At 60.9% G+C, this 19,438-nt stretch carries 16 protein-coding genes; 3 read left to right on the top strand and 13 right to left on the bottom strand.

From position 1 onward, the window contains the following. Positions 1–360: 360 nt before the first annotated feature. The 4 genes from FW756_RS11480 to FW756_RS11465 form a co-directional block, all read right to left on the bottom strand. A complete protein-coding gene (locus FW756_RS11480; protein ID WP_446430294.1) occupies positions 361–1,350 on the bottom strand; it encodes a C-terminal binding protein in 990 nt (329 codons plus the stop codon). 2 nt (positions 1,351–1,352) lie between these two features. Next, on the bottom strand, positions 1,353–2,975 hold the full coding sequence (locus tag FW756_RS11475) for a thiamine pyrophosphate-binding protein (protein WP_446430293.1): 1,623 nt from the start codon (positions 2,973–2,975) through the stop codon (positions 1,353–1,355). Positions 2,976–2,977: 2 nt separating this feature from the next. Next, entirely contained in the window at positions 2,978–4,333 is a 1,356-nt protein-coding gene (locus FW756_RS11470; protein ID WP_446430292.1) for an MFS transporter, read from the bottom strand. A 91-nt stretch (positions 4,334–4,424) separates the two neighbouring features. Further along, the gene (locus FW756_RS11465; protein ID WP_446430291.1) at positions 4,425–6,095 is read right to left on the bottom strand and encodes an amidohydrolase; all 1,671 of its coding nucleotides are present in this window, start codon (positions 6,093–6,095) and stop codon (positions 4,425–4,427) included. Between the two features lie 190 nt (positions 6,096–6,285). Between FW756_RS11465 and FW756_RS11460 the strand changes: the two genes are divergently transcribed. Further along, a complete protein-coding gene (locus FW756_RS11460) occupies positions 6,286–7,272 on the top strand; it encodes an Lrp/AsnC family transcriptional regulator (protein ID WP_446430290.1) in 987 nt (328 codons plus the stop codon). Positions 7,273–7,288: 16 nt separating this feature from the next. On the opposite strand, the gene FW756_RS11455 is transcribed toward FW756_RS11460, so the two are convergent. Next, entirely contained in the window at positions 7,289–7,999 is a 711-nt protein-coding gene (locus tag FW756_RS11455; protein ID WP_446430289.1) for a cyclase family protein, read from the bottom strand. A gap of 132 nt (positions 8,000–8,131) precedes the next feature. Further along, complete coding sequence (gene speB / locus FW756_RS11450) at positions 8,132–9,079, bottom strand: agmatinase (protein WP_446430288.1); 948 nt, start codon at positions 9,077–9,079, stop codon at positions 8,132–8,134. Positions 9,080–9,260: 181 nt separating this feature from the next. Here speB and FW756_RS11445 point away from each other — a divergent pair, with 181 nt between their 5' ends. Continuing rightward, a complete protein-coding gene (locus tag FW756_RS11445; RefSeq protein WP_446430287.1) occupies positions 9,261–9,842 on the top strand; it encodes a helix-turn-helix domain-containing protein in 582 nt (193 codons plus the stop codon). 74 nt (positions 9,843–9,916) lie between these two features. On the opposite strand, the gene FW756_RS11440 is transcribed toward FW756_RS11445, so the two are convergent. Genes FW756_RS11440 through FW756_RS11430 form a run of 3 tightly spaced genes read right to left on the bottom strand, consistent with a single transcriptional unit; the run spans position 9,917 to position 12,708 of the window. After that, positions 9,917–11,041 carry an alcohol dehydrogenase catalytic domain-containing protein gene (locus tag FW756_RS11440; RefSeq protein WP_446430286.1) on the bottom strand — a complete coding sequence of 375 codons (1,125 nt, stop codon included), beginning with the start codon at positions 11,039–11,041 and terminating at the stop codon, positions 9,917–9,919. 3 nt (positions 11,042–11,044) lie between these two features. After that, positions 11,045–12,511, bottom strand: a complete 1,467-nt coding sequence (locus FW756_RS11435; RefSeq protein WP_446430285.1) for a purine-cytosine permease family protein — start codon at positions 12,509–12,511, stop codon at positions 11,045–11,047. Next, complete coding sequence (locus tag FW756_RS11430; protein WP_446430284.1) at positions 12,511–12,708, bottom strand: hypothetical protein; 198 nt, start codon at positions 12,706–12,708, stop codon at positions 12,511–12,513. Before FW756_RS11430 ends, FW756_RS11435 begins: the two co-directional genes overlap by 1 nt. A gap of 187 nt (positions 12,709–12,895) precedes the next feature. Here FW756_RS11430 and FW756_RS11425 point away from each other — a divergent pair, with 187 nt between their 5' ends. Continuing rightward, positions 12,896–13,831 carry an Lrp/AsnC family transcriptional regulator gene (locus FW756_RS11425; RefSeq protein WP_446430283.1) on the top strand — a complete coding sequence of 312 codons (936 nt, stop codon included), beginning with the start codon at positions 12,896–12,898 and terminating at the stop codon, positions 13,829–13,831. A 69-nt stretch (positions 13,832–13,900) separates the two neighbouring features. Here FW756_RS11425 and FW756_RS11420 read toward each other — a convergent pair whose 3' ends face one another. The 4 genes from FW756_RS11420 to argF form a co-directional block, all read right to left on the bottom strand. Next, positions 13,901–14,704 carry a nitrilase-related carbon-nitrogen hydrolase gene (locus FW756_RS11420; RefSeq protein WP_446430282.1) on the bottom strand — a complete coding sequence of 268 codons (804 nt, stop codon included), beginning with the start codon at positions 14,702–14,704 and terminating at the stop codon, positions 13,901–13,903. 105 nt (positions 14,705–14,809) lie between these two features. Next, positions 14,810–16,132 carry a tyrosine--tRNA ligase gene (tyrS, locus tag FW756_RS11415; protein ID WP_446430281.1) on the bottom strand — a complete coding sequence of 441 codons (1,323 nt, stop codon included), beginning with the start codon at positions 16,130–16,132 and terminating at the stop codon, positions 14,810–14,812. A gap of 781 nt (positions 16,133–16,913) precedes the next feature. Next, positions 16,914–18,350, bottom strand: a complete 1,437-nt coding sequence (argH, locus tag FW756_RS11410; protein WP_446430280.1) for an argininosuccinate lyase — start codon at positions 18,348–18,350, stop codon at positions 16,914–16,916. Positions 18,351–18,443: 93 nt separating this feature from the next. After that, on the bottom strand, positions 18,444–19,376 hold the full coding sequence (argF, locus tag FW756_RS11405) for an ornithine carbamoyltransferase (RefSeq protein WP_446430279.1): 933 nt from the start codon (positions 19,374–19,376) through the stop codon (positions 18,444–18,446). Positions 19,377–19,438: the final 62 nt, after the last annotated feature.

The raw sequence follows: 19,438 nt of genomic DNA, 5'->3' as shown, positions 1-19,438 counted from the left end.
TTGTTCCGGCGAAACCGCAAACCAAATCAACCAGGCCAGCTTTGCTGCCCGGCTACGTTGCGGCGACAAGGGAATACATTACGCCGAACCCAGACCGAACGCAAACTTCGGCCAAATACTCGGCGTGTCCTCCATGTACCCAAGTTTCTTGCAACCCATGCACCACCACGAAACAGGGGCGTTCCTGCGAAACCGCCTCTTGTTTGCGGGAGAAAGGCGTGGTTTCGCAGGAAACACCCTTTCTCGAGCACCTCCCCAGCGGCACAACGAGAAATGGGGTGCCCCGGAAGATTCCGAGGCACCCCATTGCTGGTGCGTGACAGCTACAAGAGCAGCTACATCAGCAGCCGCACAGACGCGTTAGCTCAAGCGGTTCACTGGCGAATCAGGCGTACCCGACTCAGCCAGGGTGACAACGTTCTGCGCTTGAATGCGCACGTACTCGATCTCCGTACGTGCAGAGAAGTACGCGATGTGCGGCGTGAGTACAACGTCAGGGCGACCGAGCAATACATGATCCGCCGCCGGTGGCTCCTGCTCAAGCACGTCGAGCGCAGCGCCTGCAAGGTGTCCGCTGTCGAGTGCGGCTACAAGCGCTTCGTTGTCGATGAGGCCACCGCGCGAAACGTTCACGAGCACGCTGTTCGCCGGCATGCCAGCGATGAACTCTGCGTTGATCATCTTCGCGGTTGACGGGAAGAGCGGGAGGTGGAGCGAAAGCACATTCGCCTGCGCCTGCACTTCCTCGAGGCTCTTGCGCTCAACGCCGAGGGCCTCGAGATCCGCTGCTACCTCTGGTGTATCGGGAAGCATCGGGTCATATCCAACGACTGAGCCGAAGATCGGGCCAGCGATGCGAGCGAGCTCGCGGCCGATCTTGCCAAGACCGATGATGCCAAGTGAGATCTCACTCAGGCGCGGAGGTGCGCTCGGTGCGCGATCGTTCCAGGTGCCAGGTACGGCAGAACCGGTGTAGAACGGGAGCTGACGGACGCTGCTCAGAATGATCGCAAGTGCGTGCACAGCGACCTCCTCCGTTGCTGCGCCAGGCACGTTGGTCACCCAGATGCCACGCTCAGTCGCCGCGTCAAGATCAACGTAATCGAAGCCCATCGACATGAGTGCAATGATCTTGAGATCTGGCAGTGCCTCGATAATTTCGCGCGTGATCGTCGCGTAGCCGGGAAGGAGCGCAACAGCGTCCTTGGAGCCAGCGATGATCTCCTCAGCATTGCGAGTGCCGAGCACACGTACCTCGTAGCCTGCTTCTTCGAGCAGTGCGATACCGATTGCGGGATCAGTGTCTTCGATGTCGGTGTAGACAACGACGGGTCGCTTGGTCTCAGTCATGATTACTTGCCTCCAGTGAGATCGAAGGTTGCCTGGTCGATGTGGATCACCTGGAGTCCACCGTCGCGCAGCGCGATCTGTACAGCGGCGTCGAGTTCTTCAGCGTTCGCTGCGCGGTGACCTGCACCACCGAACGCGGGAGCGAGCGCAGCCCAGTCCGGCTGCACAAGATCAACAGCGATCGGCGCGATATCCGCGTCAATCTCGTTCTGCTTGATCTCACCGTAGCCACCATTATCGACGACGATGACCGTGACGTCTTCGCGCTGCTCAGTGACCGTAATGAACTCATTCATCGAGAACATGAGCGCACCGTCGCCGATGACGACGAATGAGGGGCGGCTCGGATCCGCGATCCGCGAACCGAGGGCAGCGGGCAAACCGTAGCCGAGGGTCGCGTAGGTCGTCATGTACGGGGTGGAGTTGGGCTTCGACGCCTTGAGCGTATTGAGCAGACCCCAGTATGCGATCTGCGAGGAGTCGGTCGAGACGATCGCATCAGCGGGGATGACAGCAGCGATCGCCTCGGCGAGGCCAGCGTTTTCGGGTGAGAGCTCACGAACCTCGGCACGCACTGCTGCGAGCGTCTCTGCGGTACGGGCGGCGCTGTCGATGGGGGTGCCTTCGCCTAGCTCCGCAACGAGTGCGGCGAGCGTTGCCTGGGCCGAACCGACGAGGCCAACCGTGGCTTCCTGGTTCTTATTGATCTGCGATTCAAGCAGATCGATGCGGATCACAGCGCCCTGGGCATCAAGCTTGTCAACCCACAGCTCAGCCTCACCAAGCTTCGAACCGACAACAACGAGCACGTCTGCGTCACGAGCGCGGTCACGTGCCGCAGCAAGACGAAGGTTCGCACCGAGCGAGAGCGGGTGGTGCTCGTCAAGCACGCCCTTTGCGTTGCCGGTGGTGACGACGGGCGCACCGAGACGCTCAGCGAGGGCGCGGATCTCGGAGGTTGCGGCGCGTGATCCGCCACCAGCGAGAATCACCGGATCTGCAGCATTTGCGAGCAAGCGTGCAGCCTCGGTGACGAGTGCGGGATCCGCTGCAGGAATGGGCGCGAAGGTGCGGGCAGCGAGTGCTTCGTCCGAGATTTCGGTGACCTCTTCGAGTACGTCGAGCGGAACCTCGATGTACACCGGGCGGGGACGCGTCGTCGCGAAGAGTTCGAACGCGTCGTGCACCGCAGCAACAGCTTCTTCAGCTGACTTCACGCGGCGGCCCCACTCGACGATTGCCGAGGCAGCGCTGAGCTGGTCCTTCGTCTCGTGGAGGGTTCCGATGTCTGCGAACTCGTTGCCGAGCGCTGGGCCAGGAGCCAGCAGGATCATGGGGCGTGATTCGCAGTACGCGGTACCGGCTGCCGAAAGCGCATTGAGCAGGCCGGGGCCGCTCGTGGTGATGACGACGCCAGGCTTACCAGTCTGTAGCGACCATCCGTCCGACGCGTAACCGGCTCCCTGTTCGTGACGCGAGGTAACTGGGCGAATGCCCAGCTCGGTCAGCGGACGGTAGAACTCAAGGTTATGCGTACCCGGGATGCCGAACACGGTGTCAATGCCGTAGTTCTTCAGGGTCTCGATGACGACCCAGCCAGCGGTGCGTCGGACGGTGGTCTGCATGGTTAGTTTCCTTCTGAAATGGTGACGGCAGTCGTGTCAGTGCGGGCCTTGAAGGAGCCCGTCACCGGAGCGACGTCCGAGTGCTGAGGAGCAAAGATGGTGCCGATGAGCGCTGCCGCGGTGAGCACGCCGAAGAAGCCGATCACTGCCCACACGTTGCCGGTTGCGAGCATGATCGCCGAAGCAGCTGCGGGTGAGAGACCGCCCCAGAACGCTGCGCCGATACCGTACGAGAGCGACATCGAGGTGTAACGGGCCTGCGGACGGAACATCTGTGCCATGAGCGTCGAGAGCGGTGCCCACGCACCACTCAGCGTGATGCGGAGCAACGAAGCGAAGAGGAAGATCAGGGCGACGTTGTGCGCTTCGATCACGAGGATCATCGGAATCATGCAGAAGAACGACAGGATGATGCCACCGAGCATGACCGCCTTCGCGCCGATCTTGTCGCCGAGCATTGCCACCGGCAGCGTCACGATTGCCTCGACAAGCGAGGCAACGCTCATCGCGCCAAGGATGACGGATGCCGTAATGCCAACCTCGGGGCTGGTCGCGTAGTTCTGCACGAAGGTGGTTGCAATCACGTAGCCACCCGACGACATTGCGACGATGCAGACGCCCATGAGGATCGGGAACCAGTTGTTCTTGATCGCGAACACGAGCGGGGTCGACTGCTTCTTGCCCTCGACCTTTGCCTCGAAGACGGGGGTCTCTTCAACGCGGTAGCGAACCCAGAAGCCGACGCCGATGAGCACAACACTGAAGAGGAACGGAATTCGCCAGCCCCAGGCGAGCAGCGCATCATCGCCCATGAGCGCGAGCAGGAAGAACGCAAGTGACGAGAGGAGCGCGCCAAGCGGGTTACCGAGCTGCGTGAAGCCGCCGTAGAAGTTCTTCCACTTTTCGGGAGCGCTCTCAACGGCCATGAGGCTTGCGCCACCCCACTCGCCGCCAACTGCGAGTCCCTGCACCATGCGGAAGATGATGAGTAGGATGGGGCCCCAGATGCCAATCGTGGCGTAGCTCGGGAGCAGGCCGACGCAGACCGTTGCAACACCCATCATCACGAGCGTGATGGTGAGTGCTGGCTTACGTCCGAGGCGGTCACCGACGTGGCCGAAGATGATGCCGCCGATGGGGCGCATGAAGAATGCAACCGCATAGGTTCCGAACGATGCGAGGGTCGCGAGTGCGGGATCCGCGTTCGGGAAGAAGACGTGAGGGAACACGATAGCCGCAGCAATCGCGTAGACGTAGAAGTCGTACCACTCGACCGTGGTGCCGACGAGCGCGGCGAAACCACTCTTCAGCGCGCGTCTATGGGTGTTGCCCGCTGTAGGGATAGATGTTGTTGACATATGAGCTCCTTTGCCGGATGCCTATTTTGGTATGGATTGAACCAGTGGTGCGGAGCCGACCGGTTGTGGGGGTCGGCTCCGCAGGAGAGAGTTAGCGCGTGTAGACCTTGTTGCCGCCGACCCAGGTTGAGTCAACCTGCACCGCTGCCAGCTCGGTCACGGGCGTCGAGTAAGGATCCGCGCCCAATACAGCGAAGTCAGCGCGCTTGCCGACCTCGAGGCTGCCGAGCTCGTCCTCACGGCCGAGCGCGCGAGCCGCGCTAATGGTGTGACCGCGAAGCGCGGTGTCGACCGACACTGCGAGATCATCCGAGCCGAGCTGGTGACCGCGACGCGTAATGCGCGAGGTCGCAGCCTGCAGGGCTTCGAGGGGACGTGGCTCTGCAACGGGAGCATCCGACGAGATCGTGACGGGAACGCCAGCGCGCTCGAACTCACCCAGCGGGTTGAAGCGTTCGCCGGGGGTACCGACAGCGTGCTCGACGCCCTCGCCCCAGTTGAAGTGGTGCTGCGGCTGGTTGACGGGCATGATGCCTGCCTGTGCCATGCGCTTGATCTGCTCAGGGGTCGGCAGGCCACAGTGCTCGATGCGGTGACGCGCGTCTGCATCGGGGTTCTCTGCAAGCGCCTCTTCGATCGCGTTGATGACCATCTCGAGTGCAACTGGCGACTGCGAGTGGGTTGCGGTCTGGAGGCCGACAGCGTGCGCCTTCTTGATGAGCATCGTGTAGTCACGCGGATCATGGTAGAGCTGGCCGGTACGGCAGGGATCGCCGACGTAGCCGTCAGGGAAGTACGCGGTCCAGCCACCGAGGGTGCCGTCCGAGTAGAACTTGATACCGGCGAACGAGAGGTACTCGTTGCCGAACTGGCCGTGGAGACCCATTTCGATAGCTTCATCGAGGAGATGCGAGAGCAGGTACATGCTCACGCGCATCTTCAGATCGCCGCTCTCGGCAAGGCGAAGGTACATGTCGAACTCACGACGACTCACCTGCGCGTCACCGATGGTGGTGACGCCGCCCTTGAAGAAGTCTTCCTGAGCGGCTGCAAGCTGGCGCTTGTGCTCTTCAGGCTCGTCTGCGAGGTGGAAGTTCGGGCCGTGGTGACCAATCTTCACGCCTTCGAGACCGGTGAGAACGTTGCATGCAGCGTCCGACAGTTCGCCGGTGAGCTCGCCGTCTGCGTCGCGGAAGAACTCGCCACCCTTGGGGTTCGGAGTATCGCGATCGACACCGTGCAGTTCAAAGGTGTAAGAGTTCACCACGCCGCCGTGACCCGAAGCGTTCATGAGGTAGACCTCGCGGTCGGTTGCGACCTGGTCAAGCTCGAAGCGGTTGGGGTGACGCTGTTCTGCAAGGTTGCGCTGCTCATAGCCGTAGCCGCGAACCGGGCGACCTGCGGGAAGCTTCTTCGCAGCTTCGCTGAGGAGCGCGACGATCTCGGGGATTGAGGATGCCTGCTCTGGACCGCAATCAACCCAGCTCATCATCTGACCGTGCATGAGCGGATGCGCGTGCGCATCAATGAAGCCAGGAACGACAACACCCTCGCCAAGGTCAACGATCTCGGGGGTGAGCGCGCTCACTGCTGCTGCAGCTGCCTCGCACTCGGCAACGGTGCCGACCTGGTGGATGCGGTCATCAATGACCAGGAATGCTTCAGGAGTGGTTCCCTCGGTATCAAGCGCGTAGATCTTCTTCGCGACGATGATCTTGGGGGCCGAAATTTCTGAGGCCTTCGTAAATGCCAACTTGCGCACTGTGTGAACTCCTTTGTCTGTGTACGCAGACGAGGCTAACCCCATTTCGAAACAGAATTGCGCGAGGTGAATCACCTGATGCAGATTTGTCATCCAAGCGAGGCAAAGTGGCACCCACTTACGAGATTTCCTGCGATGCTGAAGTTGATTTGTCGAATTGCGGCACATCAAGTTCTGATAGCTTGAGCACGTGCAAGATTTCGATGAAGACCTCATTCGCGCGCTCCAGCTCGACGGGCGGGCGCAGTTCTCGACGCTCGCAGATCAGCTCGGCGTTCACCGCACGCTCGTTGCCAAGCGCGTGCAAGAGCTCATCGAAACCGGCGAGATCAGCATTCGTGCCGCGGTTCACCCCAGCGCGCTCGGGATGCCGGTGCAGGTGAACCTTCGCCTGCGCATACTGGGATCAACGACTCCCGTCTTTGAAGAGCTACTCACCAGAAACGATGTCGTATTCCTTTCGGAGGTGACCGGCCCGCAACAGGCCATTGTCGAGATCTGGGCCGAGGACTGGGAAACAGCAGCTCGCGCCACCAGACAGATCCGCGCGATCCCAGGCGTTCTTGAGATTCAAGTGAGCCTGTACGAACAGGTCATTCGCCGCCTGCGACTGAGTCAAGATCCACGCGTGCCGATGCATACCTTTGATGATTTTGACATCGAGCTCATGGCACTGCTGCAAGAGGACGGGCGATACACCTTCGGTGAACTCAGTCGCCGGTTGGGTCGATCCGCATCGGCATGCCGCACCCGCGTGATGCGCTTGCTCGACTCGAACGCGATGCGGATCGGCGCCGTACGCGCAAGGCGAGCCGCGACAAGCTCGCTTCTCGCGGGCGTTGGAATCACCCTGAGCGGATCAGACACGACCGCCGAAGCTTTCGAGCAGCGCTTCGTCGAGCTGCCAGGCATCGAGTTCATTGCGCGCACCATGGGCACATACTCATTCATCGCGACCATTTCGGCGCGCTCAATTCCTCACTTTACGCAGCTCGTGCGCGACATCCGCAACCAGCCCGGCGTCATGATCGTCGACACCTGGGTGCACGCGCATATTTGGGCTGAGCGATACGAGTGGAGCCTCGACCGCCTGCCCTCACGCCAGGCTCGCGAGCAGGTCGTGGAGTCTACGGCGGAGCCATGGACTCCCCCGCCCTTTATTCAAGAGGTCTTGTAGAACACGTTGCCCGCGTTCAGCGTAGCTCGAGGCCGTCCGTCGATTCGCTGCGGCCACGCGCTTCGTGGCCATCGTGCACTTCGAACCGCGCAATAGCGCGCACTGGCGAACCGTCAACGCCATCAAGTTTGAGCGGAAGGATTGAGAGTTCAATGCGGTCTGGGATTTCAGACAATCCCCGCAGGTTCTCAACGATGACCCCGTCTCGACCAAGCCAGAAGTCGTGCACTGGCATACCAGCGTCCTGCAACTCCCCGTCAGTGGGATCAGTCGCGTCGGGGCTCATGGTGTCCACACACAGCACGCGCGCGCCACGTTCCCAGAGCTGCTCAACAAACCCTCGACTGAGATAGGGGTGTGCGAGAGCCATTGGCATCCCGAAGTGTGCATCCCATCCGGTCGAGATGCACACGATTGACGGCAACCCAGCAGGCAGTACTGACGCGTCAACTGCGGGTATCTCGGTGCTCGCATGCGCATCGGTGATCCGCACCACCCACGCGTCACCCCACAGCAAGCCAGGTTCGATCTCATCAACGGTACGACCACCGACGACCACGTGAGATGGCGCATCAAGATGCGTGCCAGCGTGCGAACCCAGCCCAAGACGCTCGACAGCAACCCCGTCGGTCGCGATCGAGAGCGCGGGCGAAAACTCCACGTCGGGGTCGCCGGGATACACTGCCATTCCCGCGTGCAACGTATGACTCAGATCAACGAACTTCACGCCCCCCCACGCTCTCCGCCGAAGCTCACCATGCGGCCAAGATACCGCAATGCAGTCGCGAGAAGAACAAAAATCCGGCGAACCACGCACAGGAAGACCCTGTGGCGTGATCCGCCGGACCAGACAGCGAGCTTAGTCGCGCGCTGCCATCGCCGAGACGAGCTCGTACACGACGTGGCTTGCCGACACGGCAGTAATCTGCGCGTGATCGTAGGCCGGAGCCACCTCGACGACATCTGCACCAACAATGTTCAGGTCTGCGAGGCCACGGATGATGCGGAGCATCTCACGGCTCGTGAGACCGCCAGCCTCGGGAGTACCGGTGCCGGGGGCGTGAGCGGGGTCAAGCACATCGATATCGATCGAGATATACAGCGGCTTGTCACCCACGCGGGTGCGGATCTTCTCAAGCGCCGCAGGAACACCGTGCTCTTCAACGAACTCGGTGGTCACGATCTGGAAGCCGAGCATCGCGTCGTCTTCCAGGTCACTCTTACCGTAGAGCGGGCCGCGGGTGCCGCCGTGCATCGAGGCGGTCATGTCAATGAGCCCCTCTTCCGATGCCCGTCGGAACGGGGTGCCGTGCGTCGTGGGCGCACCGAAGTAGGTGTCCCAGGTGTCGAGGTGCGCGTCGAAGTGCAGCACCGCAACCGGGCCGTGCTTCTTGTTGATCGCGCGAAGCAGCGGAAGGGCAATCGTGTGGTCGCCACCGATCGTCACGATCTTGTCGACCTTTTCGCCAAGCTCAGTTGCCGCGGCGTCGATCTGGTTGACAGCCTCTTCGAGGTTGAAGGGGTTTGCGACGATGTCGCCAGCGTCGACCACCTGCTTGGTCTCGAACGGTGAGACATCCTGCGCAGGGTTGTACGGACGAAGCAGGCGCGAAGCCTCGCGAACGTGGCTGGGACCGAAGCGAGCGCCGGGACGGAAGCTCACACCGGTGTCAAACGGGATACCAACGACTGCGATGTCGGCTGCGGGCACGTCTTCGATACGGGGCAGCTTTGCGAACGTGGCGATGCCTGCATAACGGGGTGTCAGGCTCGCGTCAACGGGGCCTACGGGGGTGTGATCAGTCACGGTCCACATTCCTTTCAGGTGTGTTGTTCTGTGGTCTGCGTTCACGCTTCAAGTTTCATGTGAGTAAACAAACAGACTCTATGAGTGAACTTGATGACAGAATAGACTGAGAAACAACACCACGTCAAACGCGGCTGGCCGTCGTTGTCAGCAGACATGCACTCTCGGAAGGTGGTCGCCCATGCGCCCCGTACATCCCACCGCGGGTGACGCTCCCGTGCGGATCGGCGCCAAACTTCGCGCATCACGCACGTCACAAGGCATCACCATGGAACAACTCGCACTCGCGTGTGGGCTCACCAAGGGATTCTTGAGCCGCGTTGAACGCGACGACACCACCCCAAGCGTTCCGGTGCTCGTGCAAATCTGCCAAGCGCTCTCGCTTCCGGTTGGCTCACTCTTCGAAGAGCCTGAGGTGCAATTGGTGCCGCTCTCAGAAGCACCAAAGATCAACATGGGCGGCACTGGCGCGATTGAACGGCTTGTCACGCCCCGGTCTGAGCACCGCGTGCAGGTGCTGCGATCCACGCTCGAACCCAACGCGAACGGTGGCGTGCAGCTCTACACCGTGAACTGCGAGGTCGAGAGCATTCATGTCATTTCTGGCAGCGTCGACGTCATATTCACCGACCGCCGTGTTTCCCTCGCGGAGAGCGATACTCTCACCTTCGCTGGCAGCGAGCCACACACGTGGGAGACGCACGAAGCCGGTGCAGAACTCATGTGGATTCTGGCACCGGCCGCGTGGAGTGGATCAAACTAGACGTCGCTGTGACACAGGGGGTTCACCTGCTGTGCCACAGCAACGCAGGCGCGACTGCGCCTGCTTCTCAACGGCTACGCAGTTGCGTCGTCAAACGTGATGACGGTACGCGTGCGCTCACCGCGACGCATTGCGTCGAATGCTTCGTTCACCTCGTCAAGCGAGGCGCGGGCACTGATCAACCCGTCGAGCTCGAGCTCGCCAGCAAGGTACGCGCTCGCAATTCGCGGGAAGTCCCGTGCTGGCACGAGTCCTCCGTAGTTTGAACCGATGATCGTCTTACCGTCGTAGGCAAGCTGCAGCCCGTCGAGCTGCAGGCTCTGCCCTTCTGGCGGCAAGCCAACAAACACCGCTCGCGCACCCGGGCGGATCAACGCAGGCAGGAGTTCCATCGTCTGCACACGGCCGATGGCTTCGAACGCGACGTCAGCACCGCCATCAGTGAGCGATGCGACCTGTTCCGGCAAGTCGTCGCCACTCAAGAGTGTGTGACTTGCACCCGCGGCCGCAGCCTCGGTCAGCTTCTCAGGGTTCACATCGACCGCAATGATCGGGAAGGCACCTGCGAGCTTCAGCGCCGAGATGATCGAGATACCAACGCCGCCAGCGCCGATCACGACAGCAGATTCGCCTGCGACCACCTGAGCATTATTCACGACCGCGCCATACCCGGTACCCACCGAACAGCCGATGAGGCTCGCAATCTCAAATGGCACTCTGGGGTCGCACTTAATCGCAGCGAAGTCTGGCACAACGATCCGCTCACTCATCGCACCAACCGCCAAGTACGGCCAGGCCGAATCTCCGGTCTCAGTCGACCATCGCGTCGTGCCGTCGGGCAGCTGCGAGTCGTTTGAACGCACACGAGTGCATGCCCACGGCTTGCCGCCGGCGCACTCAGCGCAACGCTGGCACGCCTGATGCCAGGCAATAATGACGTGATCTCCCACAGCAAGCTCACGCACGCCTGGCCCGATCGCCTCTACGATTCCTGCAGCTTCATGGCCCATCACCGCAGGAAGTGGAACGTGCCACTCACCGTCGATGACATGTCGGTCCGATCCGCACACACCCGCAGCGCGGACGCGCACCCGGACTTCGCCGTGCGACGGCGGCGCGAGACGCAGTGTCTCGACCGCGAGTCGGTCGCCGTCATCACCGCGGTAGACCGCAGCACGAACCGAGATGTTTTCTTGCATGTGTTATTTCCTTCCAGCAGCTGCGAACAGATCGGGTTCGCCGTAGGCGCCACGTCCGCGTCGCACGTTCAGCACGTAGTTCAACACCAGGTAGACGACCATCGCGATGATGACCGCTGGCACCGTCGCTGTGCCGTACCTAAAGAGCCCCTGGGTTTCGAGCGTGATGGGGTTGTACATCCAGAGGTAGAACGCAGACGCCACCACGACCGCAAGCAGCGCAGCGATGTTGACGCCGCCAGTGAAGCGAAGCGGGTCCTGCGGGCCAGACGCATAGAGCGCACGCAACGGAACTACCTGGCGGCGCACAATGAAGAAGTCAGCAATAATGACACCGCACAGCGCAGCAATGAAGACGCCCGAAATCACCACAAATGTCATGAACTGCTCGTACATGAACCCGGGGAAGAAACTCAGAATTGCCGGCAAAGCAAGGAAGGCGGCCGAAAGAACCGGCCACCGCACGCGCGCGAGCAGGTCACCGCACGACTGCTTCACCGCGAGGACCGTCGAATATGCGATCGAAGCCATACTCGTCACGTTCGCAAAGCCAACAAACAACAGCGTCAGGATTCCAAGAACCGGGCCGCCAAGGGGTACCATCCACGCAGTCGGATCTGACTGCCCGATGAGGAGTCCAGCAGCCATACCCACAAGCTGCGCCACAACCGTGCCGACAAAGATCCCGCCGTACGCTGGCCAGAGTGCAGCGCGCGGGCCACGCGTCAGCCGCGCCAACGTACCCATCACCGGCCACCAGGAGAGACCAGCGCCAAGGTTGAACTCGACAGCCATCATGAAGTTCAGCTGTTCATCGGCGAACGGCATCAGGGGTTCTGCCGCGAAAAGATCGGCCCACGAGAACTGCGTCATGAGCAACACCATCATGAGCGCAACAACGATCAAGAGCCCCGGTGCCACAAAGCGATTGAGCTTGCCAATCATGACAGGGCCTCGGGAAAGAATGATCCAACCAACGAAGATGGCCGCGAGAGCAAATACCGTCACAAGCGGACCAAACTGAGCGAACTCAGTGCCAAATGCCTGGTTCGAGATTTCAGAGAATGCACGGCCGAACATCACACCGAGCAGCGAGGTCCACCCCATCTCGGTGAGCAACACGACGACGAAGACGACAATGCCAACGCCAACCACGCCGAAGACCGACTTCAGTGCGCGATACTGCTCAACCCCCATCCGTTGGCTCAGCACAACGCTACCGAGCGCCATGATCGCGAGGCCAATGCTGTTGCCGATGAGCATCGCGAAGATGCCATCGGTGAAGCCAACCAGCAGCACCGTGGATCCGCCAGTCAGAAACGCCCAGGTCGCAATCGCGAGACTTAGCGTCACCCACGAGAAGTCACCGGCGCTCCAAGTGCGCTCACGCTTCAGGAGCGGGAACGATCCGTAAGTTGCCTCGTTGTTGACCGCTGCGTCAACCTGTGAGGTCTCAGTCGACTTCGTCATTACAACACCGCCCCGATTGCGGCTGCGACAACAATGCCACCAGCAACTGCCAAAAACCATGCGATGCTACGCGCGCTCAGTGCGGCGTGAATCGGGTCGGCACTCTCGTCCGTTTCGATCTCACGCAGTCGCGCTTCAAGTTCGGGATCCAGCCCTACCTGCTCAACCATGAGTGATTCAACCTCCTCGTGAACCATGGATCACTGCTCTGTAATTCGGAGCCAGCCTAAGAGCAAGATCACGTGACAGCAAACCAGATTGGCAGCTTCGCGATCTGAAATATGCAAAACTGCACAGTGTTGGTGCATTTGACGACGAAACAGCTAGAGTTCAACACAAATAGTGCACATAAGGCACTCGGTAACCAGAAGATTTTGGACCAGCATGGACACCTCAACCGAAACCGTTGCACTGCGCAACCGCATTCTTGGGATTCTGCAACACGATGGCCGAGCGAGCTATGCGCGGATCGCCGAACAGCTGAATACCCCGCGTCGCCAGGTCGCGCACATCGTGCAACGCGCGATCGACGCAGACGAGTTTCGGATTACCGCATCAGTGAGCCCCGAGCTGCTCGGGCACGAGCGTTTCGCGTATGTGCAGATCGCAACCGACGGCCCCGTGGCTGCGATCCGCGACGTGCTTGTCGCGATGCCAGAGACGAGCTTTGTCGCCGAAATCAGCGGTCGGTATTCGATCGATGCCGAGCTACGGGTGGGTCGCGATCCACATCTTCGCGACACCATCGAGCGCATTCGAGCACTTCCCCACGTGCGTGACATGCACGTGCATCAGTACGAGAGCATCGAGCTCAACCTGCATTCGCCGATGCGTCGCGCCACCCCTGGTTTCACCCTTGACGCTGCTGATCGGGCACTCGTCCGGCATCTACAGGTTGATGGCCGCGCTTCATTTCGTGAGCTCGGAGATGCGGCTGGCATCTCTGCGAGCGGTGCCCGACTGCGCCTCGGCAGGCTGATGCGACATGATGCGGTACAGGTGATCGGCGTACCGGTGCGCGGGAGTCAGCCAGAGGTACCCATCTTGGGAGTTGGCATTCAGGTTGCAGGAGCGCTCACCCCCGCGGTCGCGAGAGTACGCGAGCTCGACCCCGAGTTCTTGGCGATCACCATCGGCACCTACGACATGATTGTGACGCTCTCAGCAGAGAACAACTTCGCGCTGCTGTCGGTCATTGATCAGCTGCGCTCGTTCCCCGAGGTGGCCCGCGTCGAATCGTGGGCGAATCTCAGCATCCTCAAGGAACAATATGGTGCAGGTGACCAGTTGGTCGCTCGCGAAGCGGGCGCGGATCGCTGACTCGTCTCCGGTTGGGCGATCCGCGCACACCTCAGTAGCTCGTGCCCATGCGGACACGAGCCACCTGTTCTAGCGCCAGGCGGCGTAGAGCTCTGGACGCTTGTCTTGCAGGTAATCTGCGGCCGCACCGTCGACCGGTGCAACGTCGGGCAGATCTGCAAAGAGGAGTTCTGTCTCACGCCCAGCAACGCCGTGCACGATTCCGTCACGTCCGGCGACCGTGCTGAGGCCAGTGAACCCAGCCGCGGGGTCGTCGCCCTGGCGACGCCGAGCAGCGTGATCCGCGTACGCAACCACCATCGAGTTCTCTGCCGCTCGTGCCCGGACAAGTACCTCGGGCACGTAGCGCGAGTACCCGTCGATGGCAGTCGGTACGAGCAGCAGGTCTACGCCACGCTCGGCGAGGTAGCGTGACGGTTCAGGGAACTCAATGTCGTAGCAAATCTGGAACGCCACAGTGCGCCCATTCCATTCGGCGACGCGTGGCGCATCAGTGGAGGGAAGAAACGCGAGCGGCTCGTCACCCACCCAGAGGTGCACCTTTTCGTAGCTGAGCACCTCATTGCCGTTGGCGTCCCAGAGCCCGGCAGCAATCGAGAAACCGCCGTCTTCACGTGCGAGTGGGAAGCTCGCTGCAATCGCGATCCCGACCTCTTTGGCAAGTGTCGAGAGCGCTGGGCGGATCGGCGCAACGCGTTCAGGAGTCAACCAGTCGGCGAGCTCGCGCGGGGCGTATCCGCTCACCCACAGCTCCGGCGTGAGCACGAGCTCAGCCCCGGTGTCGCGGGCGACCTCTGCGGCGCATCGCAGCGTCGCAAGGTTCTGATCAATGTCGAGCAGGACTGCCTCGTCCTGCATCAGCGCAATTCTCATGCTCCGACCGTAGCACTCAGGTTCGTGCACACCCTGAACGCACGAGTGCCCCAGAACTCATGCAAGTTCTGGGGCACTCGTGCGGCGCGACCACGCCAAAGATCGCTAGATCGTGATACCTGCCATGGCCTTCTTGCCGCGACGAAGCACTGCAAACTTGTCGTGCAGCAGATCATCAGCTGCGAGCGTGCGGTCATCAGCGTCTACAGCAACGTTGTTGATGTAGACGCCGCCCTGCGCGATTGCACGACGGGCCTCGCCGAGACTCTTCACGAGGTTCGCATCAACCAAGAGCTGAGCAACGCTCGCACCGATCTCACCGGTCGCCTGCGGCAGCTCCGAGATTGCGCCGCTGAGCGACGAGATGTCGAGCGTCGCGAGATCGCCCTGGCCGAAGAGTGCAGCAGACGCATCGATTGCGCCCTGCGCAGCGGCACGACCGTGGACGAGGCTCGTAACCTCAATCGCGAGGCGCTTCTGCGCAGCACGACGGAACGGTTCTTCTGCAACCTGGCGAGCGTAATCTTCAATCTCTGCACGTGACAGGAAGGTGAAGACCTTCAGACGGTCGATGACGTCTGCATCGGCCTGATTGAGCCAGAACTGGTAGAACGCGTAGGGCGAGCACATCTCTGGGTTGAGCCAGATCGCGTTGCCCTCACTCTTACCGAACTTCGTGCCATCGGCGTTGGTGATGAGGGGCGTACCGATCGCGTGTACCGACGTGCCTTCAGCCTTACGGATGAGTTCGGTGCCACTCGTCAGGTTGCCCCACTGATCACTACCGCCGGACTGCAGCATGCAGCCGTACTGACGGTGTAGTTCGAGGAAGTCGAGGCCCTGCAGAATCTGGTAGCTGAACTCGGTGTAGCTAATGCCCTCTTCTGAGTCGAGGCGCTTCGCAACGATGTCTTTCTTAATCATCGTTCCGACGCGGAAGTACTTGCCAATCTCACGCAAGAAGTCGATCGCCGAGAGCGGTGCAGTCCAGTCAAGATTGTTGACGAGACGCGCTGCGTTATCACCCTCGAAGCTGAGGTAACGTGACACCTGCTCACCGAGCGAGCGGACCCACTCGGCCACAGTCTCGCGTGAATTCAGGGTGCGTTCTGCGGTGGGGCGCGGATCGCCAATCAGACCCGTTGAGCCGCCGACAAGGCCGAGGGGCATGTGCCCCTTCAGCTGGAGACGACGCATGAGCAGGAGCTGCACGAGGTGGCCAAGGTGCAGGCTCGAAGCCGTCGGGTCAAAGCCGCAATAATAGGTGAACGGCTTGCCTTCGATCAGCTCAGAGAGTGCCTCAGCGTCAGTGGATACGTGGATCAAACCACGCCACTCAAGCTCAGCCCACAGGGTGGGGAAGCTCGCATCGTTACTCTGGGCGGACATCATTTCTGCGCGTTCATCTACTACAGACACGTTAGACATCGTACCGTGTGCCGATCGCGCCTGCGCGAAGTCCCAGAGGTTTGCCCTCGGAGAGCCGCAGTGCCCCCGGCCACTTATGTGTCCGGGGCCACCTTTACCGAATTTGGCCAGTCAGTCTTCCACTGGGGCACTGTCACCCCTGCGTTCTTGGGCAAGCCTCCCGTTCTCCCGGTTCTTCTTGCTGCGAGCGGAAAGAGCGCTACTTCCCCAGAAGAGCACCGAGCCAATCACCATCCCCAGCAGGGAAGGCACCATAAACCCAGGAATCTCATGCCATTCACGAGCCCCCATCAAGACTTTCAGCACGTAAATGATGAGTAAGGAAATCGCGCAAGCCATGAACTGGAACCCCACGAGGAGGCCGATCTCCCGCGGCTTATTCCAGTCGGGCTTCCTCTTCAGAAACTCCCAAAATCTAAGCATGCGTCACCGACATTGCTTGTCCCAGTTTCATGTCTTCACCAGTTTGTTCTAGGCACCAAGCATTTTGCAGACTGCGCACACGTGGACAGCCCGGGAATGCATATGATGCGAGTAATTGAGAAGTTGAAAACCGGTGTTCAAGGAAATGGTTTCACGCAGTCACTGTGATCTCAGGAATTGATGACTGCTGTGCGACAGAGCTCGTCAAATTCGTATGTGACCACCACTTTCGTTCGAAAGCAGCACGGCCTTGGCGATTCTTCAAGCCGCGCCAAACAGCAGAGCCCCAACCGCCGAAGCAGTTGGGGCTCTGTAAGCAACGCTCGCTGGCACGAGGCCAGCGGCGCGAAGCGAGACCTTACGCGCGGAACTCCGCGATCCGCTCAGCGAGGCGAGCCAGCTGGTCATCAACGCGCACGCGCGCAGTGCCACCGGCACCAATGCGCGAGTTCACTGAACCTTCGATGGTGAGGACATCCCGAACACCGGGTGTCAGGTGCTCAGATACGGTGAGCAGTTCTTCGTCTGAAGGCTCGTGCAGCTCAAGGCCACGCTCCTCGCAATAGCGAACGAGTTCGCCTGAGATTTCGTGTGCGTCACGGAAAATCACGCCCTGCTTCACAAGCCACTCAGCAACGTCAGTTGCGAGCGAGAAGCCCTGCGGCGCGAGTGCTGCCATACGCTCGGTGTCGAAGGTCATGGTTGCAACCATGCCGGTGAAGGCAGGCAACAGCACCTCGAGCTGCGAGATCGAATCGAAGACGGGCTCTTTGTCTTCCTGCAGATCACGGTTGTACGCGAGCGGCATCGCCTTCAGCGTTGCGAGGAGACCGGTGAGGTTACCAATGAGGCGGCCCGACTTGCCGCGCGCGAGCTCGGCAATGTCTGGGTTCTTCTTCTGCGGCATGATGCTCGAACCGGTCGAGTAGCCGTCGTGCAGACGCACAAAGCCAAACTCTTTGGTGTTCCAGATGATGATCTCTTCGCTCAGACGCGAGAGGTCGATACCGATCTGCGCGCAGATGAATGCGAACTCTGCAACGACGTCGCGAGCCGCAGTGCCATCGATCGAGTTTTCGAGCGGATCACCAAGGCCAAGCTCAGCAGCAACCAAACGGGGATCAAGACCAAGTGAGCTGCCAGCAAGCGCACCACCACCATACGGTGAGAAACGAGCACGCTTCGCCCAGTCGCGCAGACGCTCAAGGTCGCGAACGATCGGCCACGCGTGAGCGCCAAGCTGGTGTGCGAGCAGCACGGGCTGCGCATGCTGCAGGTGCGTACGGCCCGGAAGAATCGCGTCTGGGTGTGCCTTCGCCTGACCCTCGATCGCGACCAGCAGGTCAACGAGCAGGTCGCTGATCACTGCAGCGTGATCGAGCAGGAACATACGAACGAGCGTCGCGATCTGGTCGTTACGGCTGCGGCCTGCACGAAGCTTGCCGCCAAGCTGAACGCCAGTGATCTCGATGAGGAGTCGCTCAAGCGCCGAATGCACGTCTTCGTCTTCGTCAGCAGCGACAGCGCGACCGTCAGCTACGCGCGCCGACAACTCGTCGAGCGCTGCACGCATGTCGGCAAGCTCCTGCTCGCTGAGGTAGCCAGCAGCAGCAAGCGCCGTAGCGTGCGCCTTCGACCCGCGGATGTCATACTGCGCAAGCACCCAGTCGAACTGCGTCGACTTGCTCAGAAGCTGCAGCTCGGGCGACGGACCGCTCGCGAAGCGGCCGCCCCACAGGGCGCCAGCCTCTGCCGCGCGGTTACCAGGTTCGGAGTTCTCAGTTGCCTCAGTCACGTGACCAGCCTATCTGTTGAAAAGTAATGATCCGCGCCCCAGAAACCGATAGGGGCGCGGATCATTCAGAAATTATGTATTTCAGCCTGTGAGCTACGCCGCCTGCGACTTGGCAAGCAGCCACACCATGAGCGCCTTCTGCGCGTGGATGCGGTTCTCTGCCTCGTCCCAGACGACGCTCTGCGGGCCATCGATAACCTCAGGGGCGACCTCGTACTCGCGGTACGCGGGTAGGCAGTGCATGAAGATCGCGTCGCTCTTGGCCTGCGCCATGAGCTCGCCCGTCACGCGGTACTCGCCGAAGGTCGCGACGCGTTCAGCCTTCTCTGACTCCTGGCCCATCGAGACCCAGGTGTCAGTAATGATCACGTCTGCGCCCTGCACGGAGGCACTTGCGTCTGTGAAGATCTCAACGCTGCCGCCGGTCGTTGCCGCGATGCGCTTGGCATCTGCGACGATGTCTTCGCGCGGCTGGTAGCCCTCGGGGCACGCCACACGAATGTTCATTCCTGCGGTCGCGAAACCGAGCAGGTACGAGTGGCCCATGTTGTTTGCAGCATCACCGAGGTACGTCGCGGTCAGGCCACGCAGTTCCCCCTTCTGCTCGCGGATCGTCTGCAGATCAGCGAGAATCTGACACGGGTGGAAGTCATCGGTGAGCGCATTGATCACAGGAACAGACGCGTGAGCCGCCATTTCTTCAACGTTTGCCTGCGCAAAGGTACGCCACACGATGGTCTCGACCATGCGCGACATCACCTTCGACGTGTCTTCGATCGACTCCTTGCCACCGAGCTGCGATGACTGCGAATCCATGAGGAGCGGGTAGCCGCCCATGTCAGAGACGCCGACCGCGAAGCTGATGCGCGTACGGGTTGAAGTCTTGTCGAAAATGACTGCGACAGTCTTGCCATTTTCGAGCGGACGCGCTGCAAATGGGTCACGCTTCAGACGTGCAGCGAGGTCAAGTACCTCGAGCTGCTCTGCATGGGTCAGGTCGTCATCACGAAGCATGTGTCGAATCATGCGCTTCAGTTTATCGGATCGCGGCGATGTGGCTGCGCGGGGCAATGATCCGCGCCCCGACG

This window comes from Leucobacter sp. 1207-22, assembly GCF_052850455.1.
The sequence above is the reverse complement of the archived record's forward strand: the minus strand, read 5'-3'. Positions and strand labels throughout refer to the sequence as shown.